The organism is Pseudooceanicola algae (assembly GCF_003590145.2).
GTDB classification, from domain to species: Bacteria; Pseudomonadota; Alphaproteobacteria; order Rhodobacterales; family Rhodobacteraceae; genus Pseudooceanicola; species Pseudooceanicola algae.
In genome coordinates this window covers 886,391-910,905 of the sequence record NZ_CP060436.1, presented here as the reverse complement: position 1 = coordinate 910,905, position 24,515 = coordinate 886,391, and the positions used below count along the sequence as shown (strand labels likewise).

The window sequence follows — 24,515 nt, the reverse complement described above, 5'->3', positions numbered from 1 at the left end:
CTGATGGAGCGCTGATGGGAGCCACCTGCCGGCCACTGTCGATGCCCCCGCGTCCCACCTCGCCCGCTGCAGCATAGGCGACGCCGCGCGCGGCACGCAGCCGGCCAAGCCCTCGTCGATTTCCGTCTTGCCCGACCCCGGCCGGCCTAGGTCCGCCCTGCCCTGCACGGTGGTCAGGCTTTGGCGATACCGTTCCGGAAGGCGTGCCAAAGGCCCATCCCCCGACGTCTCAGCCTGCGCGGCCCGTCAATGTGGCGGGAAGAACGACACCTCCGGGTGCCTCCACGCCCCGGCAAACCGGTCTATTTGCCACCCTGAGGGGAACTGATCAACGCCGAGGATCGTTGCCTTTTCGGCAGCTGCGTACCTGAGAAAGTTGCTGATTACAGAAGGTTCTACCTTGTTTCAACGCCCGGGGGCGAACGATGGACTTCAGGCTATTGACGATCTGCGGGGTGCTGTTGACGGCAGCTGTCGTTCCGGCGGTCGGCGCAGTTCTTTGCGCAGTGATCCTGACGGTCCAGATTGCCCTGATGGTCCTCCGCCCAAACCTGGCGCATTTGCCTTCACGGTCTTCAGCGGAAAAGCACAAGGACCTGTCGCCGCGGTTCTCGGTCCATGTCGCGACCCATTCGGAACCACCCGAATTGGTGATACGGACCCTCGCCGCCTTGCTGGACCAGGATTGGCCGGCAAAGGACTACGAGATCATACTGATGGACAACAATACGGCCGATCCAGCCCTTTGGAAGCCGGTCGAGGCTTTCTGCGCTCCACATTCCGACCGGATCACGTTCCTTCACCGGACGGGTGTTGCCGGCGCCAAGGCCGGAGCGCTCAACATCGCGTTGACCCATACGGATCCCCGCACCACGCATATCGTCACCGTTGATGCCGATTACATCGTCGACCGAAGCTTCCTCGGCCTCGCCGCGGGCGCCCTGACCAGAACCAGCGCGGATTTCGTTCAGTTTCCGCAATCCTATATCGGCACCGCCCCCTGGGCCGCGGGCGTGGATGCCGAACTGGAAGAGTACTTTCGCACCAATGCCGTCGTCGCGGACGAGGCCGAAGCCGTGCTTCTGACCGGCACCCTATGCGTGATTTCCAAGGAGGCCCTGATTGCCGCCGGCGGATGGTCCGGCGCGACCACAACCGAGGACGCGGAACTGGGCGTGAGGCTTTGCCAGGCCGGATTTGCGGGACGTTTCATCAACCAGGTGGTCGGCAAAGGGCTCTTGCCGCTGTCGCTCAGGGATCTGGAAAAGCAGCGCTATCGCTGGTGCAGTGGCAACTTCCAGACCCTGCTGAAACACACCGGCACGATCTTTACCCCCGCCGGGTCGGTCAATCTGCACAAGCGGCTGGTGATCGTGTCGCAATTGACCGCCTGGCTGAACCTGACGCTCGTACCTTGCCTTCTGATGACAGTCTGGCTGATGACCGGACAGGAACACTCGGTAGCGGCGTCCCTGGCGGCCGGTATAATCGTGCTCAGCCTGTGTGACACTGCCATTCGCGTCATCGCGCGCGGGGCGCGGGACGGATTGCCCCTGTCTGTGGTCCTGCAGGCGCTGGCCTGCCGCATCGCCCTCGCACCGCAATCGGCCAGGGCGACCTTTGATGCGCTGGCGGGGACGCGACTGACGTTCCTTGTCACGGACAAGTCCGGAGGGGACGCCGGGCGCCTTCCCCCGCTGCCGTTCCATCATCTGCTTCTGTTCGCGGCCGCGCTTCTGCTTGCCGGTCTTCAGCCCCACAATCCGCTGGTCATCTTCGCGGTCCTGACCCTGCTCTTGCCCCTGCCCGCCGCGCTGATCACCGATCACAGCCTGCGCGCCTATCGTAAAACGATCGTCTCTTCCGACATGGAGATTACCGCATGACATCCGATCCTCTGGCCCCCCTCGTCGACATCATCATCCCGACCTACAACCGCGCGCACCTGATAGCGGGCGCCATCCGCGCGGCACTTGATCAAAGCTGGTGGAACATTCGCGTCACGGTCATCGATGACGCCAGTACGGATGCAACCCGGGACGCGGTCTCGGGCTTCCTTGCCGACCCCCGGTTCAACTACATCCGCCTGTCGGCCAACCTCGGGACCGCGCAGGCCAAGAATGCCGGGCTGCTGCTGACCGATGGCGACGCGGTCACCTTTCACGATTCCGACGACATCCCGCACCGCGACAAGGTCCTGCATCAGGTCCGGGCCCTGACCGCGCAGGATATCGGGGCGGATGAATGCCTGAACTGGTCGATGTCCGGCAAGCAGGCCGGTCAGACGCTCGAGGTGACGGCCGCGCTGACCCATCACGAATTGATCCTGCCGGACGGGCGTCGCGTCGCTATCCGGCGGAATATCTCGCTGCTGGATGACGTGTTTCCCAACCTGCAGATGGGCACGCAGGTGCCCGGAGACTGGACGCATATCAATTCCGGGTTGTTCCGGACGGATGTGTTCCGCCGCCTTGGCGGGTTCGAAGATTGCATCGAAGAGGACCGGGAATTCCGCAACCGTCTGATCCTGAACGGAGAAATCATCTGGGTCGTCGATGAACTGCTGCTGACCAAGATCGAAACCCCCGACAGTCTGACCCAATCGGCGGTTTCGGATTACGACAGCGCACGCCGCAGGGCGGATCGCCAGATGGTCTGGGGCAAGGTCGAGGCATGGCGCCGCGACGCGACCGTCCGGCCGGTCCCGTTGGATATCCCGACCCTGGGCCTGCGTTTCACCAGCCGTCCCGACCTGCTGCGGCGGCGCGATGTGCCGACCGCGCCCGGCACCTCGGCGCAACTCGACCGGATCCTGTCGACACATCTGGCCGAAGAGGCCGCCGCTGAAATGGCCGCGCAATGAACCAGATCTCATCTTTGATCAGCCCGGCGCGGATTGCCATCGTCGATCCCTGCTGTGCTGCGGGCTATGCCTCGCAAGACCTTGAAAAAGGCGGGTTGGGCGGGACCGAAGCGACGATCCTGCGGGTGGCCTCGGCGCTTCGGGCGCATGTTGACGTGACAGTTTACCAAAATGGCCGGACCGAGCAGCAGGTGTCCCGCGCCGGTCCGCTGCGCAGTCTGAACGACCGGCGACTTGAGGCCCGGCAGGACGCCATCGTGGTCATCAATCGCTGGAAAGTTGCGCTGAAACTGCGCAAGCAACACCGCGATACCCCGATCTTTCTGTGGCTGCATGTCTATCCCGGCCGCCACAATCGCAAGATGGGGGCTGCGCTGAAGGCCGCCGATGTTACCGTCATCTGTGTCTCCAGAACGCATGCCGAGGACCTGAGGCACTTTCTGGGTCCGGACAATACGCCCAACATTCAGGTAATCTACAATCCGATCGACGACAATTTGCGCCCCGACGAAACGACCCGAAATCCCGACAGGCTGCTGTTCGCGAGCTCCCCTCACAAGGGGCTGGCCGAGGTGTTCTGCCAGTTTCGGACGCTCCGGCAGCACTTTCCCGACCTGACCCTTTGCGTGGCCGACCCCGGCTATCTCAACTGGGAAACCGGGCCAGTGCCTGAAGGCGTGGTCTTTCTTGGCTCGCTGTCGCACGCCGCCCTCATCCGGCAGATGCGTCGCGCGCTATGCCTCTTTTATCCCCAGACGAGCTTTGCCGAGACATTCGGGCTGGTTCTGGCGGAAGCCAACGCCGTGGGAACGCCCGTGCTGGTGCAGGAAGACCTTGGGGCCAACGCCGAAATTGTCGCCGATCCGCGCCAGCGGGTGGATGGGCAGGACCCCGATCAGATCCTCGCCCGCATCCGGGCCTGGCGACGCGCGCCGATGCAGGTATGCGCCAACCCCGAATTCCGCCTGAGCGCCGTCGCCGATGCCTGGATACAGGTGTTCAAGCACGCCACCGCCCCCCAAAAGCAGATGAGCGAGGTGTCGCAATGACACATCCCCAACCTCTTTTCCCCCCGCTTGCGGCGTTGGATGACGGCGGGCCGGTGCCCCGCGACCTGTCCGAAGCATTGGCAAAGGCGGCCGCCGGCGAAGAACGCGGCGACCGCCCCATCGCGGGCTCAATCGATCTTCTGCGCGCCGCAGACCTGTTGGAGGACGACGGCGCCAGTGATCCCGCCCGGACCGCGCGCGCGTTGATGCAGGTGGGGGCTGCGAACCTTGCTGTCGGCCGCCTTTACGAAGGCCATATCAACGCGCTGCACCTGATCCGTCTGTATGGCACCGAGGCGCAACAACAGGCCGTCGCGCGCCGCATTTCAAACGACGCCGTGCTGGGCGTCTGGGGCGCCGACGGCGGCACCCCCGTGCAGGGCGCAGGCACGCAGTTGAGCGGCAGCAAATGTTTCGCCTCCGGCCTCGGGACGGTCACCCATGCATTGATCACGGTCAATTCCGGTCCCCAGGTGCACCTGGCCTTGGTCGATGTGACCGATCCGGGCCGCGCGGATGCCGCGACCTGGGCCATGCGCGGCATGAAAGCGACCGCCTCGGGGTCATATGATTTCACGGACATGCCAGCGGGCAGCTTTGACTGGATCGGCGCGCCCGGCGATTACACGACCGAGCCGCATTTCGTCGGCGGTGTCTGGCGGATCGCGGCCTTGCAGGTCGGCGCTGTCATCGGGTTGATCGACCGGGCCGCCGCCGACTTGCGCGCCCTGGACCGTATGCAGGCAGAGGCGCAAAAGGCCCGCCTGATGAGTGTTCTGATGCGCGCCTGGGCCGGCGTCACCCTGACCGACCGCGCGGCGCAAGCGACCCTTGACCGGCATCTTCCGGCAGAAGACATCGTGGCCACCTCGATCACCGCCCGTCTGATCACGGAAGAGGTCGGCCTCGACGCGATCCGGGCGGTCGAACAAAGCATCGGTCTGCGGCATTTCGAAACCAGGTCGGAAACTGGACGCATCGCGCGCGACCTGTCGGTCTACCTGCGCCAGGCGGCGCGGGACGCGTTTCTGCAACGCGCGGCCGAAAGAGCCCTTGGCGCGTCGGGCAAGGCCTGGGGGGTCTTCGCATGAACATCGCCCTGGATCCCCGACTGCAAGGCGTGTTCGCAGGCCAGGAACGGCTTGTCGTCCTGTCTCCTCATCCAGACGATGAATCCCTGGGGTGCGGGGGGCTGCTGGCGCGGGCCTTCTCGGGTGCCGGCGCGCATGTGATCTGCCTGACAGACGGCAGCGCCAGCCACCCCGGTTCGACCCTTTGGCCGCCGCAGCTTTTGGCCCGTCAGCGCCGCGCAGAATTGATCGAGGCGATTGACCGCCTTGGCGGCTCGGACCGTGACCTGACGTGGCTCGGCATGCCTGACAGCCAGCTTTACCGCGCCGACCCCAAGGTTATCGCAGGAGACCTGGAACGGATCATCGACGGGCTGGGCATCGCGCAGATCTTCGCCCCGGCCATCGAAGACGGGCACGAGGATCACCAGGCAACCGCTGCATTTACACAAGCGCTTCGCGCAAGAAGACCGGACTGGGCCTACTACGCCTACCCCGTCTGGTCCCGCTGGGATGAACCGGATTTCGACAGGAAGATCGCCGCCCACGACCCGGTTCACATCCCCCTTGGCGGCTTGAGCGCCCGCAAGCGCGCAGCAATCGAGGCTCATCAAAGCCAATTGGGCCAGGTCGTTCGGGATGATCCATCGGGCTTTACCCTGCCGCCGGGCTTTGTCGAGACATTCGCAAACGGCGATGAAATCTTCTGGAGGATACCGTGATGGGCGTAGGACGCGATCATCTTCATGGGCTTTATGCCGATACCACCGACCCTTGGAATTTCCGGCAAAGCGAGTACGAGCAGGCCAAATTCGCCGCCACTCGGCGCGCCCTGTCTCGCAGGCATTACGCCCACGCCTTCGAACTGGGCTGTGGCAACGGGCAATTGGCCAGACATCTGGTGGATTTCTGCGACAATTACACGGGCCTCGACGCCGTCGCGACGGCCATCGAAGCGGCGCGGGAGTCGGTGCCCAAGGCCGCCTTCCTGCGCGATTACTATCCTTGTCCCCTGCCCGAGGGCAGTTTCGATCTGCTGATCCTGTCCGAGATCCTTTATTTTCTGGATCACGACAGCCTGCGCAAGCTGGCCTCCGACATCCAAAGCGCGTGGCCCCAGGCAGAGATCCTTTGCGTCAATTGGCTGGGGGATACGGATCACGATCTTCAGGGCCAGGAGGCTTTGACAGTCCTGACCACCGCGCTGCGGACCCATGATTTCAGTTGTGTCGATCAAACGGACGGGTACCGCATCGATCGCGGCCTGCCGAGGGTCCGTCCATGAGCCGCGCAAATGACACGGCCGTCATCATCCCGGCCCGCAACGAAGAGGACCGGATCGGCGCGTGCCTTGCCGCCCTCGCCCCCCAATCCACAGCGGGTGTCACGGTGATCCTGGTCGTCAACAACACCACCGATCGCACGGGCGAGATCGCAAGGACCGTTGCCAACCGCTTTGGCCTGCACCTTGTGGTGCTTGATCACACCCTGCCTGCCGATCAGGGCGTCGGGACGGCACGAAAGATAGGTTGTGACCACGCCCTGAAAAGAATGGCCAACTTGCGCTTCTTGCTGACAACAGATGCGGATTGCATCATTGGCCGGAATTGGATCGTCCGAAACCGGTCCCACCTGCGCAAGGTGGACGCCGTTTGCGGAAAGGTCGATGTGATCACGGAGGAGGCAGACATTCTGCGCAGCATGGATCAACGGCTTGCCACCCTGGAAGGCACCTACCGGGAGTTGGTGCAAGACATCTATGCGCGGTATGCTCCGGGATGCACGGATATCGCCGGTACCCACGGAGAAGCCGCCGGAGCGAGCCTGGGGATCACAAAGCCCGCCTACGTTGCTGTCGGAGGATTTGCGCAGATCAAATGCAGTGAAGACCGCCGGATCATTCGGGACCTGCGCAGCCTAGGGCGCAAGGTCAGACATGCCAGCGACGTCACGGTCCAGGCCTCCTGTCGCCTGGATGGCCGCGCCGCGGGGGGCATGTCTGATGCCTTGAAAGCGCGGATCGGCGGTATGGATTACATGGTGGACAATTGCCTGGCGGAGGCCGACTGGCTGATCAGTCATACCGAACAAAATGCACTTGCCCAATGGCCGCCGCATGTGCCTGACGAAGCCCGTCCGAAGGTCCGCGATCTGCCTCGACACATCAGCAAATTGAAGAGCTTCTTGTACCCACAGGCAGAGATGGAAGAGTCCTGTTTCCAACCAAGCTCCTGACCTTCCATTTAAAATAAGCATGTTCGGGAAAGGGAGCAGGCTTAGGTTGTTCCCTTCGGAATAGATCCAAGTATTTGTCTTGGACCCTGCGGATGGTCGCAATAGAGCGAGTAATCTCGGGCAGGAGACTTCCGGCATCCTATTCAGTGCCTATGACTGGGCGCCACGATCTCCTGCGCCCTCTTCCAAGAGGCCGTCAGTCTCCTAGGTGTATTTTACCAACTCAAGCGCTGGCTTCTTCACACCCCCACGACCCCGAACTCGATTGCTGACGTAATTTGATCCTCTCCCTGGTTTCAGAAATCTTCCCAATCATCGCTTCCGCCGCTCCCGGCCAAAGGACCGTTCACCACGGCTCGGGCAGTCGGCGCCGCTGCAGCGCGCTGTGGCGACCGTGCGGCCATGCTGTTTCCCGATTTTGTCAGCTTGAACCGTCCGACCGCGTGGCGAAGGTTTATCGCCTCCTCAGTCATCGACCGGCTTGCATCCAGAGTTTCCTGGAACATCGCCGAGTTTTCCTGGGTCGCGCGGTCCAGGGAGGAAACCGAGGTGTTGATTTCACTGACCCCGGCCGATTGCTCGTTCGCCGAAGTCGAGATGTCCGAGATATGCGCTGCGATCTTCTGAACCGAGCCGGCAATTTCCTCCAGCGTCTTGCCAGCCGCCCCCACGAGCGAGACACCCTCCGTGACCTGATTGCCACTTTCGGTAATCAGCGCGTTGATTTCCCGCGCCGCTTCGGAAGACCGTTGCGCAAGTGCGCGCACCTCCGACGCCACCACCGCGAACCCGCGGCCGGCCTCGCCGGCCCTTGCTGCTTCGACCCCGGCATTCAGCGCCAGCAGATTGGTCTGGAAGGCAATGTCGTCGATCACGTCCATGATCCGCGAAATCTTGCCTGAAGACCCTTCGATCGAGCCCATCGCAGTCACCGCACGGCCAACGACATCCCCACTGCGCTCGGCATTGGAGGTCGCCTCACTGGCGATCTTGTTGGCCTCGGTCGCACCCTTGGCAGCGAGAATGGTGGAGGACGTCAGTTCTTCGATGGCGGCTGCAGCTTCTTCAAGCGATGCCGCAGATTCAATGGATCTTTTGGCGACCACTTCGGCCGATTGGCTGATCGCCTCGCCCTTTTGCTGCAACATGCCCGCTGTGTCCGATATGGTACCGATCAGGGTCGCAAGATTACTTGCCGTTTCATTGAAATCGGTCCGCAGATCTTCGTAACTTGGCGGGAATGGCCCTGCGATCTGCGTACTCAGATCACCTTCTGAAAGAGCTTTCAAACCGTCGGCCAGGGCGGACACAGCGGCTTCCTGCTCGTTTTTCGCCTTGATGGCTTCCATCTTCATCGCTTCGCCGCTCTGCAGATCTTTCTGGAACGCCTGCACTGACCGCGCCATTTCGCCGATTTCATCGCTGTTCCCGGTCCCAGGGATTGCATCCCTCAGATTGCCGGCCGAGAGGCCCCGCATACGATCGTTCAGTCGAAGAATTGGTCCGGTCACACTGCGCGCGATCCCCCAGCTGACCAGCGACATGACGACGATACCAAGCAGAAGGACCATCAGGCCGCGATTTCGAATCTGGCCGATCTGGGCATCAATGTCGGAAATGGTGGTACCGGTGCCGACCACCCATTCCCAGGGCTGGAACTCCAACGCGTAGCTGACCTTGGGCTGGACCTTTCCATCCATCAGGAAGGAGTAGAAGACAAATCCGCCGCCGGCTTGTTGGCCCACGCGGCCGAGCTCCTGAAACACCATGATCCCATCGGGGTCCTGATGCCCCCGCTGATTGGTCCCATTCAAGGCCGGGTTTCCACCATGGGCAACCACATCCAGGTTCTTGTCGAAGGCAAAGATGTAATTCGTCCCATCATAGGAAATGGCTTCCAATAGCCGAACTGCCTCTGCCTGGGCATCGGATCGCTCCATTGCGCCATTATCGACCCGTTCCTGCAAGGATATCAGCAAGCTGTTTGCCGATTCTACGATATCGCGCAAGTGTGCTTCGCGCATGGTGTAGATGTTGCGGACCGCAATTTCATAGATGGAAAAAGCAAGCGTCCCACTTGCGATGATCGACACCAGAATGATCGAAAAGATCCTCGGCGCGATCCGAAGTCCAAACCTAGCTGCCATGCGATACGCTCCTTGATCGGTTCGCAGCAGAACTGACCGCAAAGCGTAAAGTATCCGTTTAGTCGCCAAGGGTTGGTGGTGTCAAAACCGCAAAAATTCACGACAAACCTGGCCGGATAGGCGTCTGGCCGAAAAAAAATTCCTTCGTTCTGAAATTGTTAAAACCGATCCAGGACATTGCATCGTGCCAAGTCCGAAAGATCCGAGCTGATCAATCACGCAGATCCGATGACAGTCGAACGCCCCCTTTCCCAGGGCCGCGATATCCGAAGCGATCTGACCCCGGGAAGATCCCGCGTATGTCACGGCCCGTGCTACGCTGGGTGAACAGACTGTCGAACCGCAGAACGTTTCCACAAGCGGCACCACAAAGGCCGAGGTCATCGCCTGCATGCGATCCGACAACTTTCTTTGCCATGCCCCGTGCATCATCGAAATAAGGCGTCAATTTCCCGGCGGGATCCGCCGCAAGGGCGGCAAGGGCACGGCGGCAAGCCAAACGCCCAAACACATCTGGCGGCATATTCGGCAGAGCCGGCTGAAACCATCGCAGGGTTTACGGCATTGGTAGATCAGCGTCGGCCTTTTCGACAGCAATCCGGCGAAGGCTTCGAGGCGTCCCGATCGCATCAGGACTTCACCAGGTCTCGCGGCAATTGGCCAATCGCTGTACCGGTGCGTGTTGCAGGTGGACCAATGCACCAAACCTGCGCCTCGCTCAGGGACATGCGCGGGCTTGTTGGCCGTAGACTTCAGGGCGGCTCGCTCGATAATCTGACAGCACGACAATACGACCCCAGATAGAGACATAGCCTGACTGGTTCCCGAAGAACGAATCTTGCACAGACCACCGCATTGCAATTCTGCAGCATGAGACCGAAGCAGAAGCGCAGAATTATTCGAAGAGCGCGGATCTCAAAAGCATCATATCGGGCCCGGAAAAGCTCCAACCTTCAGACGCAAATCCAACTATCTGTAAGATCCGCCCGAGAAGCAAAGGCACTGGAACGCCGATTTTGGAAAATGGTGCACCCAATAGGATTCGAACCTATGGCCTCTGCCTTCGGAGGGCAGCGCTCTATCCAGCTGAGCTATGGGTGCCGCTGGACCCCGCTTATGACGCCGGGACCCTCGGAGGGCAAGAGCCTAGTCCCGCCCCGCACAAAAAATTTTGCGCCTTGAACGCCCGTTCGAAAATTCCCGGGCCGCGGGTGGCTCAGCCCGGTTTCCGACCCTGCGCCAGCATTGTCATCTCGGGGATCATGACCCGGATTCCGCTGCCCTCGAACCCGGCCTGCGTCAGGGCCCCGGTCAGCCAGCCGGCATCCAGCGATCGCGCCTCGGGGGTAAAGGCCGTATGCTGCAACTGCCAAAGTGCGGCCAGCGACGGGCCGGTCCGGTCCGCCTCGACAATGAAATCATGCACCAAAATGATGCCACCGGGGTTCAACACCTCCATCGCCTTGGCAATCAACCCGTCATGGGTTTCGCCCGGCACGCCGGAAAACAGATAGGACATCAAAACGATATCCTGACCCATCGGCCACTCGGCCTCCAGGGCGTTCCCGTCAAGGTAGGTGATCCGCTCGCTCAGCCCGGCATCCTCCACATAGCTGCGCCCAAGGGCCGCCACGTTGGGAAATTCCAGCACCGTGGCCGTCAGATCCGGGAACTTCTGACACAGCGTGATATCGAAAGCCGCCGTGCCACCGCCCACATCCAGCAACTTCTTGCCGCCGCTCAGATCGAGCACCCTTGCCAGCTGACGCGCCGGACCAAGCGATCCCGCATGTTGGCTTTCGGAATAAAGCCGCGCCTCTTCGGGATCCGAAAACCAGTCGGCATAGGATTCCGTCGCCCCTTCGCCCATCTCGCCCTTCAGCGCCCCCTCGATCTGGTCGAGCAGCGGATACATCTGCTTTCCCACCTGCAAACGGATATAGTCGCCGAAATCATACTTTGCCCCGGCAACCAGAAATGCTTCGGAAGCGGGCGCATTCGCAAAGACACCTTCCTTGACCGACACCAGCCCGAGCCCGGCCAGCGCGGTCAGCAAGGTCATTGCACGATCCTCGTGAATGCCCGCTTTGACCGACAACTCCGCGGCGCTCATCGGCGCCTCGGCCAAAAGCGAAAAAACCTTAAGTTCAAGGGCGGCAAAAAGCGCCTTCGACCCCATGAATCCGAAAGCAATTTGCGAAATTTCGTCGGCTTCGGTCAGCAGGGCCATGAGGGTCTCCTAGGATTGTTTCACTGACCCAAGCCTAACGGCCCCCTGTCAGATGAAAACCTCCCGGCCCGAAAACGACATCATTTATGTCGCCTCTGCACAACAGAAGGGCCTCTCCCGCCGGAAAAGGCCCCTGATCGCCCGGGCCGATGGCAATCTCGTGCCCCTGCCCGTTTCCCTGTCCCAAATATCCTCGCCGAAGGCATCGCGCCCCGGCGCGATATTTCATGCAGCGACCTGGCCCCGCCGCTCAGGCAAAAAGATCATGCGCCAGTTCCAACGCCTCGATCAGTTTGTCGACCTCGGCCTCGGTGTTGTACATGGCAAAGCTCGCCCGGCAACTCGCCGTGATCCCGAGGCTCTCCATCAGCGGGCCCGCACAATGATGCCCGGCACGCACCGCGACCCCCTTCTTGTCGAGGATGGTCGAAATGTCATGCGCATGGGCCGCCCCCTCCATCGTGAAGGAGAATATCCCGCCCTTGCCCGGCGCGTTGCCTTGGATGTTGAGCCAGTTCAGACCGTGCAGCTTCTGCGTTGCATAGGCGGTCAGCGCAGTCTCATGGGCATGGATGTTCTCCATACCGATCCCCATCATGTAGTCCAGCGCCACGCCCAGCCCGATGGTCTGGACGATGCCGGGGGTCCCGGCCTCGAACTTCATCGGCGCATCGGCATAGGTCACCGCCTCCCGGCTGACTTCGCGGATCATGTCACCGCCCCCCAGGAAGGGCTGCATCTCGTCCAACCGTTCCTTGCGGATATGGATCGCGCCCGATCCGCTGGGACCATAGAGCTTGTGCCCCGTGATCGCGTAGAAATCGCTGCCGATGGCCTGAACATCGACCGGCAAATGCACCGCGGCCTGCGACCCGTCGACGAGCGAGGCAATGCCGCGCTCCCGCGCCGCGGCACAGATCGCGGCCACATCGACCACGGTCCCAAGCACGTTGGACATATGGGTCACGGCGACCAGCCTGGTCTTCGGCCCCATGGCGGCAATGACCTTTTCAGGATCAAGGCTGCCGTCCGCTTCGACATCGACCCACTTCAGCACCACACCGTGACGCTCGCGCAGGAAATGCCAGGGCACGATATTGGCATGATGCTCCATCACCGACAGCAGGATCTCGTCCCCCGGCTGCAACCGGGGCATGGCCCAGCTATAGGCCACCATGTTGATGCCCTCGGTGGTGCCGGAATTGAACACGATCTCGTCTTCCGAGCCCGCGTTCAGGAACCGCTGCACGATGGGGCGCACGCCTTCATACTTGTCGGTTGCCAGATTCGACAGGAAATGCAGTCCCCGATGAACGTTGGCATATTCTTCGGCATAGGCGCGGGTCACCGCGTCGATCACCGCCCGGGGTTTCTGCGCCGAGGCGCCATTGTCCAGATAGACCAGCGGCACACCGTTCACCTGACGGGACAGGATCGGAAAATCGGCCCTTATGGCATTGACGTCGAACATGGGTTTCTCCGGTTCAGAATTCGGCAGGCTCGGAAATAGTCAGATAGGGCCGCGATCAGACCGCGACCGGCGCAAGGCCAAATACCGCCAGCACCACCGACAGCGCCAGCACGGCGGTAAAGAAGGTCACGCCCAGCACGGCCGCCGCCTTCAGCAAGGTATCGAAACGATGCGCCGCGGCAGTAAAGCAGATGGTCATGTAAAGCCCCCAGATCCAGGCCACCACGGCCAGCATCCAGGCCAGCCCCGGCAGCAATAGTTCGGCAAAGGTGAGCAGGATCTGTGCGCCAAGGCGCAGGAACTGCATCCAGATCCCGATCCGCAGCAGGTCCTCGGTCCGCCCCTGTCCGCCGAACAACTGGCCGACAAAGGCCAGGATCGCGGCGCTGGTCCACACCAGCCCCCCCACCATGATGGCCAGCGGGATCGGAGAGGCCAGCCCGCCGGGATAAAGATCCGCCGGCAGCACGAGGCCGAAGAAGATCCCGTTCAGCGTCGCCACCAGCGCCAGCGCCAGCGGCAGGACACCGCGCGGCAGCGGCCGCCCGGTCAGAATCGGAGCCGCGGCGCGCGGGTCCAGAATGCTTTGCCGGGCAAGCGCGCGCCAGCTATAGGAGGTCATGCAGCAAGGCTCCGGTCAGTGAAGTTGCGTTCCGCTTCGATCATTCCGGCGATCCAGAACCACAGGAAAACTCCCAGCCAGACCAGTCCGACCAGGCTCAGCGCGGCGCCGGGGCCGATCAGCCCCGCCACCAATCCATGCAGGAGCAGCAGCGGCGTCGCCGCCACCAACGCCCAGAACAGCGCGACGCGCGCGCCAAAGGGCGCACCCTGCCCGCCCACGAGCCGCGCCACCAGATGCGACAACCCGGCCAGCACATAAAGCGCCAGCGGCAGGATGAAGACCACGCCCAGAAGCGCGCCCCCCATCAGCATCTGAAGCTCGGCCCCGGTTTCGAAGGCTTCGCGCGCCAGCCGCGGCCATTGCGCCAGAAACATCGCCACACAGCCGCCCATGACCATGGCCAGCGCACGATCTTCGCGCGGGCCATCGGCCAGGATCCGGGCCACGACCCGGCGCGGGCTGCGATAGGTCGCAGCGATGTTCAGCACCAGCGACATCAGTTTTGACGTCGGTCCAGCCAGGCGGTCAGACGCTCCAGCAGGATCTCGCGCAGGGCCTCGGATTCGATCTCTTCCAGCGCCTGTGCCAGGAAGGCCAGCGTCAGAAGGTTCACCGATTGCGCATGGCTGACACCGCGCGCGCGCAGATAGAACAGCGCCTCTTCGTCGATCGCGCCAGAAGTGGAGCCATGCGAACAGGCCACATCATCGGCATAGATCTCAAGCTCGGGCTTGGCCAGGAACTGGCTGTCACCATCCAGCAAAAGCGATTGGCTCAGCTGATACCCATCGGTCCGCTGCGCGCCTTCCTTGACCAGGATCTTGCCCTGGAAGACCCCCTGCGCCCCGTTGCGCAGCACCTTCTTGAAGACCTGGCGGCTTTCGCAATTTTCCGCGACATGCGTCACGAAGACCGTGTCGTCGTGCAGGAAGTCCCCATCCCCGAGCGAGGCACCGGCGACATGGGCAATCGCATCGTCGCCAAGCAGTTCCAGCACGACTTCGTTGCGGGTCAGAACGCCATTGGCGGTCAGGGTGAAGGTCTTGAACAGGCTTTCGCGCCCCAGCCGGCCAAAGATATGGGTCACGGCACGGCGTTCGTGATCCCGGCCCTGGGCGCGGACATGATGGAATTTCGCGCCGTCACCGACGTCCACTTCCATCACCTTGTTGAAACGCGCGGCGGCAGGGCCGTTTTCCAACAGGGTCAGCTCGGTCCCCGGTTCCAGCTTGATCACGTGATGCAACATCGCGTCCGAGGTTTCGGAGCGGTGATGATAGACCACCGACAGCGGCTTGCTGGGCGTGCGGGTCACCCGGATCAACAGACCGTCGGTCGCGGCATAGGTGTTCAGCGCCGCCAACGGGCGCGCCACGGGATCCTGACCGGCAGCTTCGAGTTTGCCGTAGAGCCCCTTGGCCCAGTGGATATCGCTGCCGACCTCGGCCATGCGTTCGATGCTGATGCCTTCCAGCGCCAGATCATCGCTTTCCCCGGCATCAAAGACACCATCGACGAAGACCAGCTTCAGCCGGTCGAGGTCGGAAAACATCTGCGGCTCTTCCGTGGCGAACAGCGCGGCCTTGGGCGGTTTCGCTGCGGTCAGGCTTTCGGGGCGGGTGTATTTCCAGTATTCGTCACGCGGATGCGGCAGGCCTTCGGCGCGCAGCCGGGCCAGCGCATCGGCGCGGGCAGGATCGCTCCACCCCGCGCTCGGGCGCGGAGCAAGGGCCGCAAGCCGGGCTTCGGTCGCGACGGATTTCTGTTCGGCCAGGCGCTCGCGCGCCTTTTGTGCATTGGTCTGGGCAGCCATCAAAGCACCTCCGCAAGGATATCCGCATAGCCGTTGTTTTCGACTTCCAGCGCCAGTTCCGGGCCGCCGGTCTTCACGATGCGGCCATCGGCCATGATGTGCACGACATCCGGTTTGATGTGGTCCAGAAGGCGCTGGTAGTGGGTGATGACCAGGAAGGACCGGCCTGCGTCGCGCAGCGCGTTGACGCCGTCGCTGACCAGCTTCATCGCGTCGACATCAAGGCCCGAGTCGGTCTCGTCGAGGATGCACATCTTGGGTTCCAGCATCGCCATCTGCAGGATCTCGTTGCGCTTCTTCTCACCGCCGGAGAAGCCCACGTTGACCGGGCGCTTCAGCATGTCGGCGTCGATCTTGAGGCTCTTGGCCTTCTCGCGCACGGATTTCAGGAATTCGGCCGCGCTCAGTTCGTCTTCGCCACGCGCCTTGCGCTGTGCGTTCACGGCCGTGCGCAGGAAGGTCATGTTGCCCACACCGGGGATCTCGACCGGGTACTGGAAGGCCAGGAACAGACCGGCGGCGGCGCGTGCCTCGGGGTCCATGTCCAGCAGGTCTTCTCCCAGGAGATTGGCCGAGCCATCCGTGACTGTATAGCCCGACTTGCCGGACAGCACGTAGCTCAGCGTCGACTTGCCCGACCCGTTGGGGCCCATGATCGCATGCACCTTGCCCGCTTCAATGGTCAGATCCACGCCCTTCAGGATCTTCTTGTCTTCTTCTTCAAGTTCGACGTGCAGGTTCTTGATTTCCAGCATTTTCATTTCCTTCTTCTAGCCGCACGCGGGGCCGTGCCCCGGTCGGCCGATCCCTGTTTTCAGGGGTGTGTCAGCATCAATTGAATGTCGAGAAGACGATCCGCGGGGATCGCCATCGGCGTCACGTCAAAGACCGCCAGCCGACCGATAAGCGTCGGCGCACCCAGAAATCCTTCGATCTCGTGGTAGCGGGGCCGGTCCTTGTAATCATCGAACAGCAGCGTCACGGGACGCGGGCTGCGAAAGGCGGTGGCCAGGGCACAGCCGGTGCGGAAGCGCCCATCGACCAGCACCACGTCGGGCAGCGGCAGATCCTGACCCAGACGGTCCCAGACCTTCAGCGGATAGGCCGCGTAATCTTTCCAGCCCGAGGCATCGCGCGGATAGCCCCAGTCGCCGGTCGGCCCGATATCGGCATGGATCACCTCGGCCAGGACCGTGGGAGCGCTGTCGCGGATCCAGCCGCGCATCTGGTAGACCCAACCCGCATCGCTTTCCACGGAAACGATCGGCGTACCCGCTGCCACGGCAAGCATGGTCGACCCGCCTGCGCCATATTCCAGGATCGCCTCCGCTTCCGCATAGGCCAGGCGCACGGCCTCGGCTTCCTGCGGCGGGAAGACAAGCTCCGGCCCTGGCCCGGTCAAAGTCCCTGTCAAAGGCACGGTATCGGACACCGGCAAGGTCATTCGCCCAGCACCACCGCGGTCCCCGAGACCGAAACCATCAGCATGCTGTCACCCACGACTTCGTAGTCGATATCCACGCCCACCACGGCCGTCGCCCCAAGCGCCGCGGCGCGCTGTTCCAACTCGGCCATGGCCACGTTGCGGGCATCCTGTAGCTTGCTTTCATAGGCGCCCGACCGGCCACCGATCACATCGGTGATCGAGGCGAAGAAATCACGCACCACGTTGGCGCCCATGATCGCTTCGCCCACGACAATGCCGCGATAATCGCTGATGCGGCGCCCGTCGACGCCGTTTGTCGTTGTTACAATCACGTCAGATCTCCTTTGGACACGTGCCCTTGCGGGGCCTCAGCCCACCGACCCTTCCAGCGAGATCGCGACAAGCTGCTGTGCTTCCATGGCGAATTCCATCGGCAGCGCCTGAAGCACGTCCTTGCAGAACCCGTTCACGACCAGTGCAACGGCGGCCTCTTCGTCCATCCCGCGCGAGCGGCAATAGAACAGCTGGTTGTCATCCACCTTCGACGTCGTCGCCTCGTGCTCCGCACGGCTCGAATTGTTCTTGACCTCGATATAAGGCACCGTATGCGCGCCGCAGCCCGAGCCGATCAGCAAGCTGTCGCACTGGGTGTAATTGCGGCTGTTCTTGGCCTTCGGGTGCATGGACACCAGACCGCGATAGGTGTTCTGGGCCTTGCCCGCACTGATCCCCTTGGAGACGATGCGCGATTTGGTGTTCTTGCCCAGGTGAACCATCTTGGTGCCGGTATCGGCCTGCTGGTAGTTGTTGGCGATGGCGATGGAATAGAACTCGCCCTGGCTGTCGTCGCCGCGCAGGATGCAGGACGGGTATTTCCAGGTCACGGCCGAGCCGGTTTCGACCTGGGTCCACATCACCTTGGAGCGATCGCCGCGGCAATCGGCCCGCTTGGTCACGAAGTTGTAGATCCCGCCCTTGCCGTTCTCGTCACCGGGGAACCAGTTCTGAACGGTGGAATACTTCACCTCGGCGTCTTCCTCGAGGATGATCTCGACCACGGCCGCGTGCAGCTGGGCAACGTCGCGTTGCGGCGCGGTGCAGCCTTCGAGGTAGCTGACATAGCTGCCCTTGTCCGCAATGATCAGCGTGCGTTCGAACTGGCCCGTGTTCTCCGCGTTGATGCGGAAATAGGTCGACAGCTCCATCGGGCAGCGCACGCCCGGCGGCACGTAGACGAAAGAGCCGTCGCTGAACACGGCGCTGTTGAGCGTGGCATAGAAGTTGTCGCTGACCGGAACCACCGAACCGAGGTACTTCTTGACCAGCTCGGGATGCTCGCGGATTGCCTCGGAGATCGAGCAGAAGATCACGCCGGCTTCGCGCAGCTCCTTCTGGAAGGTCGTGCCGACGGAGACGGAGTCGAAAACCGCATCCACGGCGACCTTGCGGTCGGCCTTGGGTTCTTCGCCATCTTCGGGCTGGACGCCGGCCAGCAGCATCTGTTCCTTCAGCGGAATGCCGAGCTTTTCATAGGTGGCAAGCAGCTTGGGGTCGACCTCGTCGAGGGATTTGGGCTTTTCTTCCATGCTCTTGGGGCGGGCATAGTAGTACTGGCTCTGGAAATCGATCGCGGGGTAGTCGACCATGGCCCAGTTGGGCTCTTCCTTTTCCAGCCAGCGGCGATAGGCCTGCAAACGCCATTCCAGCATCCACTCGGGCTCGCCGTTCTTGTCCGAAATCAGGCGGACGATGTCCTCGCTCAGGCCGAGCGGCGCATAGTCCATCTCGATCTCGGTTTCCCAACCGTATTTGTAAGTGCCAAGGTGGCGAACCGCGTCCACCGTATCCTGGTCGACACCCTCTTTTACTTCGGCGTTGAGGTCGGCTTTCATGTCGTTGTTCCCTTCCGGCGCAACTGCGGGCTGATCAGTGGCATCCTGCTTCCGGGCGTCAGCCGCGGAAGTCTCTGCCTCCGGCCCGACGGCCGGTATATCCATCCGTGTCATTACGTCACGTCCTGTCTGTCGCTGATCATGCCGCGCGGGCCTGATGTTTCCGTCTCTGCGCGAGCCATTTCATGGCAAAACGCTCTGTCTCGTCATCCGTCGTCAACGGACCAAGGCTGACCCGCAACGCTCCGGCTGCGGCGGCCTCGTCATATCCCATTGCGCGCAGCACATTGCTGGCGCGCAACTTGCCGCTGGAACAGGCCGACCCGGCGCTGACCGCGAAACCGGCAAGGTCCATCTGCATCACCTGGGTTTCCCCTTTCCAGCCGGGCGTCACCAGGCAGGAGGTGTTCGGCAAGCGTTTAGCGCCTGCCCCGGCGATCTCCAACCCCGGTTCGCCGTCCAGCAGGATGGCTTCCATCCGATCCCGCCGCGCAGCAACGTCTTCCCAAAGACCCGCCGCAAGATCCCTGGCCGCCGCCTCGGCCGCAGCACCAAAGCCGGCGATGCCGATGACATTCTCGGTGCCGGCACGACGGCCCATTTCCTGACCACCGCCCCGCAATTGCGCAGGCAATTCTGTACCCCGCCGCATGACGATCGCGCCGATGCCCTTCGGCCCGCCCAGCTTGTGCGCCGACACGATACCCATCTGGCTACCGAGCCAGTTGAACGCAAGGGGCAGCTTGCCGAAGCCCTGTGTCAGATCGCTGACAGCCAACCCATCGGGAAGCGATTGAACCACGCCCGTTTCGCTATTGGCGATCTGCAACGTGCTGGCCTGCGGATCGGAGACCTCAACAAGCCCGCCCTGATCCACCTTGAGGTCAGCATCGACCCAGGCCAGCACCGCATCATGTTCGATATCAGCGCCATGAAGCCCGCGCCCCGCCAAAGCCAGCGCTGCACCTTCTGTCGCACTGGAGACGAAGACGATATCGGCCCCCTCCGCGCCAAGCGCTGCCGCGATCTGACCTCGCGCCTTTTCGACCAGAGCCTTGGCTCCGCGACCTTCGGCATGCACCGAAGACGGATTGCCGGCAACGTCCATGGCCGCGATCATCCCCTCCCGCGCTTCTGCGCGCAGTGGTGTCGTTGCATTGTGGTCAAGATAGGCGCGCATCATGCCCGCCCCTCCGTCAAGGCAGTCCCAAAGGGGGGGTGGTGCCCCCTTTCCCGGTCACGATATGTTGCGGCGGTCAGCATCAAGTCACTCGTCCACCACTTCGAACAGGTTCGGCACCGCAGGGCATGGGGCCAGTTCATTTCGCACCACATCCCCCAGCGTCGTCTGGTGCAGGAACACGTAGACCTGTGCGGACAGCCCTTCCCAGAGCCGGTTGGTGACCGATTGCGCGCGTGACCCGGAAAGACCGCCGCTGGCGCCGGCTCCCTTGTGCATGGCGCTCACGGTTTCATCCACCGCCGCCAGCACATCGACCACCCGGAGTTCCATCGGGTCGCGGGCAAGCCTGTAACCGCCACCCGGCCCCCGGACGCTTACGACCACGCCGGCGCGACGCAGCTTGACGAAGAGTTGTTCCAGGTAGGGCAGCGAAATCGACTGCCGGCGCGAAATGTCGCCAAGCGCGACCAGCGAATCTGCCGGCTGCAACGCGATATCCGCCAGGGCAACCATGGCATAACGCCCCTTGGTACTCAGTTTCACCCTGGAACTCCTTGCGGTTCGGGTTGAATTCATTGACCTCTGGGCAAACGCGGACTATCTCGCTTTGAAGCCCGCACCGGGCCTTGCTCGGTCGTTTAGAATATTTCTAAGGTGCCCCAGCAAATTCGTCAAGAATAAGCACCCCACGTAAGGACAGGTCTTGTATGCCCGAGGTTATCTTTCCCGGACCGGAAGGTCGTCTGGAAGGTCGATACCACCCCCAGAAGGATCGTGACGCCCCGATCGCCATCGTCCTGCATCCGCATCCGCAATTCGGCGGCACGATGAACAACAAGGTCGTCTACAACCTTCATTACGCCTTCTACAACATGGGCTTCACCGTGCTGCGGTTCAATTTCCGCGGTGTCGGGCGCAGCCAGGGGGAATACGATCAGGGTATCGGCGAGCTTTCCGATGCAGCCTCTGCTCTGGATTACCTGCAATCCATGAACTCGAACTCCAAGCATTGCTGGGTTGCGGGCTTTTCCTTCGGGGCCTGGATCGGCATGCAGTTGCTGATGCGTCGCCCCGAGATCACCGGATTCATCTCGGTCAGCCCGCCGGCGAACATGTACGACTTCAGCTTCCTCGCGCCCTGCCCCAGTTCCGGCCTGATCATCAACGGGGCCGCCGACCGTGTCGCGCCGCCGGAAGATACCACCGGCCTGGTGTCCAAGCTGCAGGAGCAGAAGGGCATTACCATCACGCACGAGCAGGTCGATGGCGCCGGGCACTTCTTCTCGGAAGAGGCGCAGATGACCCATATGATCGGGTCCGTTTCCGACTATGTGAAGCGCCGCCTGACCGAATCGTCGCGCTGAACGGCCCGGCCCTGCCGGGCGGGACGGGGGCCGGGACCGGCCATCCGTTTTCGCCCGGCGATCCCTGATCTGGGATTGTCCCATATCTGTAAGCGAAGGAACCGCCATGGACGCCGAACCGCGATGGCCGGTGGATGATCCGGCAGCCCTCGAGGCGCGGATCACCTTCCTGACCGAGGCCGATCGCCTGAAAGGCGTCATCCGCGCCTCGACCCTGCTAGACCAGTCGCGACAGGAAAACGTGGCCGAACATTGCTGGCAAGCTGCGCTTGCCGCCTTGGTCTGGCTGGGTGATCTGCCGCCCGACGAGCTTGACCGGATCCTCGCCATGCTGATCCTGCATGACCTGGTCGAGATCGACGCCGGGGATCAACCGATCAACGAACCCCATGATGCGGTCGCGCTGGAGCGCGCCGAACGGTCGGCCGCCGACCGTATCTATGGGCTGCTGCCCGCCCCCCAGGGCGCGCAATTGCGTGGGATCTGGGATGAATTCGAGGCCAGGCAGAGCCGCCCCGCACGGCTGGCCAAGAGCGTCGATTACGCCCTGCCGGTCTTGCAGAGCTTTGCCGCCAATCCGCTGCGCCCCGATCATGTGGCCGTGGGCCAGCAAAACCTGCGGCAAGGTCGCGCGCGCCTTTTGGCCGAGACCCTGCCAGAGTTACATGAGCACCTGCTGTCCGGGTTGACGCTGGGGGCCGAGGCAATCACGGCCCGCTGCGCCTTTCTGGCCGAGGCGGACCAGTTGAAGCGGATCGATCGGGCGACGACCCTTTGCGACGGATCGCGGCAGGAAAATTCTGCGGAGCACAGCTGGCACCTGGCGCTATATGCGTTGGCCCTGGCGGATCACGCGCCGATTGATGTGTCGATTTTCCGGGTGATCCGCATGCTGTTGCTGCATGATCTGGTGGAAATCGATGCCGGGGATGCCCCCATCTATGCCCAGACCGAAGCCAGCCAGAAGGAGATCGCCCAGGCGGAACTGGCGGCGGCGGACAGGATCTTCGGGATCCTGCCAGCGTCCGAGGGTGCTGCACTGCGTGCGCTCTGGGATGAATTTGAGGCGGCAGAGACCGCCGATGCAAGGTTTGCAAAGGCTCTGGACCGGTTCCAGCCCCCCATCCAGAACCTTGCCTCGGGAGGCCTGTCCTGGAAGCGCAATGGCGTAGGGTTCGACATGATAGAAGCCCGCGTCGGCGCAACGATCAGGCGCTCGGTCCCGCTCCTGTGGCAGCATATCGCCCCGCGCATCCGGGCAGTGACCGGTATCTAGTGCAACCGGACGTATATTTTCCGCCCTGCGGGCGGGCCTCCGGCGGGGATATTTGAAACAGGGAAACATGCAGGGGAGCCCACCTGGACAAGGGGCGTTTTGGTGGGACTGGTCAGGGGATGTTACCTCGGTCATGATCACGCGGCCAGCAGGAGAACGGGATGACCTATTTCGACCTGGGAAATCATAGTTTTCCCGTGACCACGCGTTCGAACGAGGCGCAGATCTGGTTCGACCGGGGACTGGTCTGGACCTACGGGTTTCACCACGAAGAGGCCTTGCGTTGTTTTCGGCGCGCGACCGAAGCTGATCCCGGGTGCGCCATGGCCTATTGGGGGATCGCCTATGCGGCGGGGCCCAATTACAACTTTCCCTGGGCGCTGCGCGACCAATCGGTGCGCGAAACCAGCCTGTCCGAGGCATATGACGCGATGCTGGCGGCCCTGGCGCTGGTTGCCCATGTAACACCCGTCGAGGCTGCGCTGATCCGTGCCCTGCCCGCGCGCTATCCAGACCGCGCGCCGGCCGATGACATGGCGCCCTGGGATACGGCCTTTGCCGAAGCGATGCGGCGCGCCTATGCCCGCCATCCCGACAGTCCGGAAATCACGACCTTTTTCGTCGAGGCAATGATGAACCGCACGCCCTGGCAGATGTGGGACCTTGCGACCGGCCGGCCAGCCGAGGGTGCCGATACGCTGGAGTGCCGCGCGGTGCTGGAGGCGACGCTGGCGCGTCCGGACGGGATGAAGCATCCGGGCTTGCTGCATCTGTTCATCCATCTGATGGAAATGTCGCCTGAACCGGAAGCCGCGCTGCCCATCGGCGACGCGCTGCGACAGCTTTGTCCCGATGCGGGGCACCTTGTGCACATGCCGACCCATATCGACATGCTTTGCGGGGCCTATCAGGACGCCGTGGTCTGGAACCAGCAAGCGGTGAAGGCCGATCTGAAGTGGGTGGCGCGGTCGAAAGATGCAGATTTCTACACCGGCTACAGGCTTCACAATTACCATTTCATCATTTTCGGGGCGCTGTTCCTGGGCCAGATTGCTCCGGCCATGGACGCACTGAAGGGCATCAGCGATACGACACCGGAGGGGCTACTGCAGATCACCTCCCCCCCAATGGCGGATTTCTTCGAGAGCTATCTGGCGTTCGAGCCGCATATCCTGATCCGTTTTGGCAGGTGGCGGGAGCTGATCGCCTTGGATCTGCCGGATGATCGCCAGCTTTACGTGACACGTACTGCATTCACGCTTTACGGGCGCGCTCTTGCCCATGCCGCCCTTGGCGAGGTCCCCGAAGCCTTGCTGGCCGAAGCGCAGTTTCTTGACTGCCTCGCGACCTTCCCTGAAAGCCGTCTGCTGGGAAACAACCGCGTCATCGACCTGCTGGACATTGCCCGCGCGATGTTGCGTGGCGAGATCCTGTATCGCCAAGCGGACTACGAGGCGGCCTTTTCGGCGCTGCGTGAGGCGGTTCATCTGGCCGATACGCTGCCCTATGACGAGCCTTGGGGATGGATGCAGCCGCCGCGCCACGCCCTGGGTGCGCTGCTCCTCGAACAGGGCCGGACCGACGAGGCCGAACAGGTATTCCGAGAAGATCTTGGTCTGGCCGGCGCCCTGCCGCGGGCTGCCATCCACCCGGATAACGTATGGGCTCTCAAGGGCTTGCATGATTGTCTTGATGCCAAGGAGACTTCAGAATGCGCCGATCTTCCCCTCATCCGCCAGCGGCTCGGCCTCGCCTTGGCGCGAGCGGATGTATCGGTTGCAGCCTCCTGTTTCTGCGCGCAAGCCGCCATGGAAGTAACCTGCTGCGGAAATAGCTGACACAGGTCTGGTACCACCTTGACCGAAGCGCAT

General features: G+C 62.5%; 22 protein-coding genes and 1 tRNA gene. 10 read left to right on the top strand and 13 right to left on the bottom strand.

Going from position 1 to position 24,515, the window contains the following annotated elements:
* Window positions 1-425 precede the first annotated feature (425 nt).
* The 7 genes from PSAL_RS04375 to PSAL_RS04345 are packed head-to-tail and all read left to right on the top strand — an operon-like array spanning window position 426 to window position 7,217.
* Window positions 426-1,886, top strand: coding sequence for a glycosyltransferase family 2 protein (locus tag PSAL_RS04375; protein WP_119840054.1), 1,461 nt, complete (start codon window positions 426-428; stop codon window positions 1,884-1,886).
* Window positions 1,883-2,863: a glycosyltransferase family 2 protein gene (locus PSAL_RS04370; RefSeq protein ID WP_119840053.1), complete on the top strand. Its 981-nt coding sequence runs from the start codon at window positions 1,883-1,885 to the stop codon at window positions 2,861-2,863. The genes PSAL_RS04375 and PSAL_RS04370 overlap by 4 nt, the downstream gene beginning before the upstream one ends.
* Complete coding sequence (locus PSAL_RS04365) at window positions 2,860-3,912, top strand: glycosyltransferase (protein WP_119840052.1); 1,053 nt, start codon at window positions 2,860-2,862, stop codon at window positions 3,910-3,912. The genes PSAL_RS04370 and PSAL_RS04365 overlap by 4 nt, the downstream gene beginning before the upstream one ends.
* A complete protein-coding gene (locus PSAL_RS04360) occupies window positions 3,909-5,003 on the top strand; it encodes an acyl-CoA/acyl-ACP dehydrogenase (RefSeq protein ID WP_119840051.1) in 1,095 nt (364 codons plus the stop codon). Before PSAL_RS04365 ends, PSAL_RS04360 begins: the two co-directional genes overlap by 4 nt.
* On the top strand, window positions 5,000-5,704 hold the full coding sequence (locus tag PSAL_RS04355) for a PIG-L deacetylase family protein (RefSeq protein ID WP_119840050.1): 705 nt from the start codon (window positions 5,000-5,002) through the stop codon (window positions 5,702-5,704). The genes PSAL_RS04360 and PSAL_RS04355 overlap by 4 nt, the downstream gene beginning before the upstream one ends.
* Entirely contained in the window at window positions 5,704-6,267 is a 564-nt protein-coding gene (locus PSAL_RS04350) for an SAM-dependent methyltransferase (protein ID WP_119840049.1), read from the top strand. Before PSAL_RS04355 ends, PSAL_RS04350 begins: the two co-directional genes overlap by 1 nt.
* On the top strand, window positions 6,264-7,217 hold the full coding sequence (locus tag PSAL_RS04345) for a glycosyltransferase (protein WP_119840048.1): 954 nt from the start codon (window positions 6,264-6,266) through the stop codon (window positions 7,215-7,217). The genes PSAL_RS04350 and PSAL_RS04345 overlap by 4 nt, the downstream gene beginning before the upstream one ends.
* 296 nt (window positions 7,218-7,513) lie before the next feature.
* Here the strand turns inward: PSAL_RS04345 and PSAL_RS04340 are convergent, their stop codons facing one another.
* The 13 genes from PSAL_RS04340 to iscR all read right to left on the bottom strand — a co-directional run bounded on the left by PSAL_RS04340 (window position 7,514) and on the right by iscR (window position 20,547).
* Window positions 7,514-9,364 carry a methyl-accepting chemotaxis protein gene (locus PSAL_RS04340; RefSeq protein WP_119840047.1) on the bottom strand — a complete coding sequence of 617 codons (1,851 nt, stop codon included), beginning with the start codon at window positions 9,362-9,364 and terminating at the stop codon, window positions 7,514-7,516.
* Window positions 9,365-10,388: 1,024 nt separating this feature from the next.
* A tRNA-Arg gene (locus PSAL_RS04335) sits at window positions 10,389-10,465 on the bottom strand.
* Between the two features lie 115 nt (window positions 10,466-10,580).
* Window positions 10,581-11,594, bottom strand: coding sequence for a methyltransferase (locus PSAL_RS04330; protein WP_119840046.1), 1,014 nt, complete (start codon window positions 11,592-11,594; stop codon window positions 10,581-10,583).
* Window positions 11,595-11,844: 250 nt separating this feature from the next.
* Window positions 11,845-13,065, bottom strand: coding sequence for a cysteine desulfurase (locus tag PSAL_RS04325; RefSeq protein WP_119840045.1), 1,221 nt, complete (start codon window positions 13,063-13,065; stop codon window positions 11,845-11,847).
* A gap of 55 nt (window positions 13,066-13,120) precedes the next feature.
* The gene (locus tag PSAL_RS04320; protein WP_119840044.1) at window positions 13,121-13,687 is read right to left on the bottom strand and encodes a YIP1 family protein; all 567 of its coding nucleotides are present in this window, start codon (window positions 13,685-13,687) and stop codon (window positions 13,121-13,123) included.
* Window positions 13,684-14,187 (bottom strand): YIP1 family protein, encoded by a 504-nt coding sequence (locus tag PSAL_RS04315; RefSeq protein ID WP_119840043.1) that lies wholly within the window; start codon window positions 14,185-14,187, stop codon window positions 13,684-13,686. The genes PSAL_RS04320 and PSAL_RS04315 overlap by 4 nt, the downstream gene beginning before the upstream one ends.
* On the bottom strand, window positions 14,187-15,503 hold the full coding sequence (locus PSAL_RS04310) for a SufB/SufD family protein (RefSeq protein ID WP_119840042.1): 1,317 nt from the start codon (window positions 15,501-15,503) through the stop codon (window positions 14,187-14,189). Before PSAL_RS04310 ends, PSAL_RS04315 begins: the two co-directional genes overlap by 1 nt.
* On the bottom strand, window positions 15,503-16,258 hold the full coding sequence (sufC, locus tag PSAL_RS04305) for a Fe-S cluster assembly ATPase SufC (protein ID WP_119840041.1): 756 nt from the start codon (window positions 16,256-16,258) through the stop codon (window positions 15,503-15,505). Before sufC ends, PSAL_RS04310 begins: the two co-directional genes overlap by 1 nt.
* A 59-nt stretch (window positions 16,259-16,317) precedes the next feature.
* Complete coding sequence (locus tag PSAL_RS04300) at window positions 16,318-16,905, bottom strand: hypothetical protein (RefSeq protein ID WP_231388611.1); 588 nt, start codon at window positions 16,903-16,905, stop codon at window positions 16,318-16,320.
* Window positions 16,906-16,943: 38 nt separating this feature from the next.
* Window positions 16,944-17,261, bottom strand: a complete 318-nt coding sequence (locus tag PSAL_RS04295; RefSeq protein WP_119840039.1) for a heavy metal-binding domain-containing protein — start codon at window positions 17,259-17,261, stop codon at window positions 16,944-16,946.
* Between the two features lie 36 nt (window positions 17,262-17,297).
* The gene (gene sufB / locus PSAL_RS04290; RefSeq protein WP_119840244.1) at window positions 17,298-18,821 is read right to left on the bottom strand and encodes a Fe-S cluster assembly protein SufB; all 1,524 of its coding nucleotides are present in this window, start codon (window positions 18,819-18,821) and stop codon (window positions 17,298-17,300) included.
* Between the two features lie 139 nt (window positions 18,822-18,960).
* Window positions 18,961-20,004 (bottom strand): cysteine desulfurase family protein, encoded by a 1,044-nt coding sequence (locus PSAL_RS04285; protein ID WP_119840038.1) that lies wholly within the window; start codon window positions 20,002-20,004, stop codon window positions 18,961-18,963.
* Between the two features lie 84 nt (window positions 20,005-20,088).
* Entirely contained in the window at window positions 20,089-20,547 is a 459-nt protein-coding gene (gene iscR, locus PSAL_RS04280; RefSeq protein ID WP_119840037.1) for a Fe-S cluster assembly transcriptional regulator IscR, read from the bottom strand.
* 164 nt (window positions 20,548-20,711) lie between these two features.
* On the opposite strand from iscR, the gene PSAL_RS04275 reads away from it, so the two are divergent.
* The 3 genes from PSAL_RS04275 (at window position 20,712) to PSAL_RS04265 (ending at window position 24,482) form a co-directional block, all read left to right on the top strand.
* Window positions 20,712-21,368 (top strand): alpha/beta hydrolase, encoded by a 657-nt coding sequence (locus PSAL_RS04275; protein WP_119840036.1) that lies wholly within the window; start codon window positions 20,712-20,714, stop codon window positions 21,366-21,368.
* 106 nt (window positions 21,369-21,474) lie between these two features.
* Window positions 21,475-22,644 (top strand): HD domain-containing protein, encoded by a 1,170-nt coding sequence (locus tag PSAL_RS04270; RefSeq protein WP_119840035.1) that lies wholly within the window; start codon window positions 21,475-21,477, stop codon window positions 22,642-22,644.
* A gap of 161 nt (window positions 22,645-22,805) precedes the next feature.
* Window positions 22,806-24,482, top strand: coding sequence for a tetratricopeptide repeat protein (locus PSAL_RS04265; RefSeq protein WP_119840034.1), 1,677 nt, complete (start codon window positions 22,806-22,808; stop codon window positions 24,480-24,482).
* Window positions 24,483-24,515: the final 33 nt, after the last annotated feature.

Coding starts and splice junctions, on each gene's coding strand:
- PSAL_RS04285 (WP_119840038.1), bottom strand. CDS start 20,004: ATGATGCGCGCCTATCTTGACCACAATGCAACGACACCACTGCGCGCA.
- PSAL_RS04325 (WP_119840045.1), bottom strand. CDS start 13,065: ATGTTCGACGTCAATGCCATAAGGGCCGATTTTCCGATCCTGTCCCGT.
- PSAL_RS04315 (WP_119840043.1), bottom strand. CDS start 14,187: ATGTCGCTGGTGCTGAACATCGCTGCGACCTATCGCAGCCCGCGCCGG.
- sufC (WP_119840041.1), bottom strand. CDS start 16,258: ATGCTGGAAATCAAGAACCTGCACGTCGAACTTGAAGAAGAAGACAAG.
- PSAL_RS04370 (WP_119840053.1), top strand. CDS start 1,883: ATGACATCCGATCCTCTGGCCCCCCTCGTCGACATCATCATCCCGACC.
- PSAL_RS04350 (WP_119840049.1), top strand. CDS start 5,704: ATGGGCGTAGGACGCGATCATCTTCATGGGCTTTATGCCGATACCACC.
- sufB (WP_119840244.1), bottom strand. CDS start 18,821: ATGAAAGCCGACCTCAACGCCGAAGTAAAAGAGGGTGTCGACCAGGAT.
- PSAL_RS04275 (WP_119840036.1), top strand. CDS start 20,712: ATGCCCGAGGTTATCTTTCCCGGACCGGAAGGTCGTCTGGAAGGTCGA.
- PSAL_RS04365 (WP_119840052.1), top strand. CDS start 2,860: ATGAACCAGATCTCATCTTTGATCAGCCCGGCGCGGATTGCCATCGTC.
- PSAL_RS04320 (WP_119840044.1), bottom strand. CDS start 13,687: ATGACCTCCTATAGCTGGCGCGCGCTTGCCCGGCAAAGCATTCTGGAC.
- PSAL_RS04310 (WP_119840042.1), bottom strand. CDS start 15,503: ATGGCTGCCCAGACCAATGCACAAAAGGCGCGCGAGCGCCTGGCCGAA.
- PSAL_RS04360 (WP_119840051.1), top strand. CDS start 3,909: ATGACACATCCCCAACCTCTTTTCCCCCCGCTTGCGGCGTTGGATGAC.
- PSAL_RS04375 (WP_119840054.1), top strand. CDS start 426: ATGGACTTCAGGCTATTGACGATCTGCGGGGTGCTGTTGACGGCAGCT.
- PSAL_RS04345 (WP_119840048.1), top strand. CDS start 6,264: ATGAGCCGCGCAAATGACACGGCCGTCATCATCCCGGCCCGCAACGAA.
- PSAL_RS04340 (WP_119840047.1), bottom strand. CDS start 9,364: ATGGCAGCTAGGTTTGGACTTCGGATCGCGCCGAGGATCTTTTCGATC.
- PSAL_RS04330 (WP_119840046.1), bottom strand. CDS start 11,594: ATGGCCCTGCTGACCGAAGCCGACGAAATTTCGCAAATTGCTTTCGGA.
- PSAL_RS04270 (WP_119840035.1), top strand. CDS start 21,475: ATGGACGCCGAACCGCGATGGCCGGTGGATGATCCGGCAGCCCTCGAG.
- PSAL_RS04265 (WP_119840034.1), top strand. CDS start 22,806: ATGACCTATTTCGACCTGGGAAATCATAGTTTTCCCGTGACCACGCGT.
- PSAL_RS04355 (WP_119840050.1), top strand. CDS start 5,000: ATGAACATCGCCCTGGATCCCCGACTGCAAGGCGTGTTCGCAGGCCAG.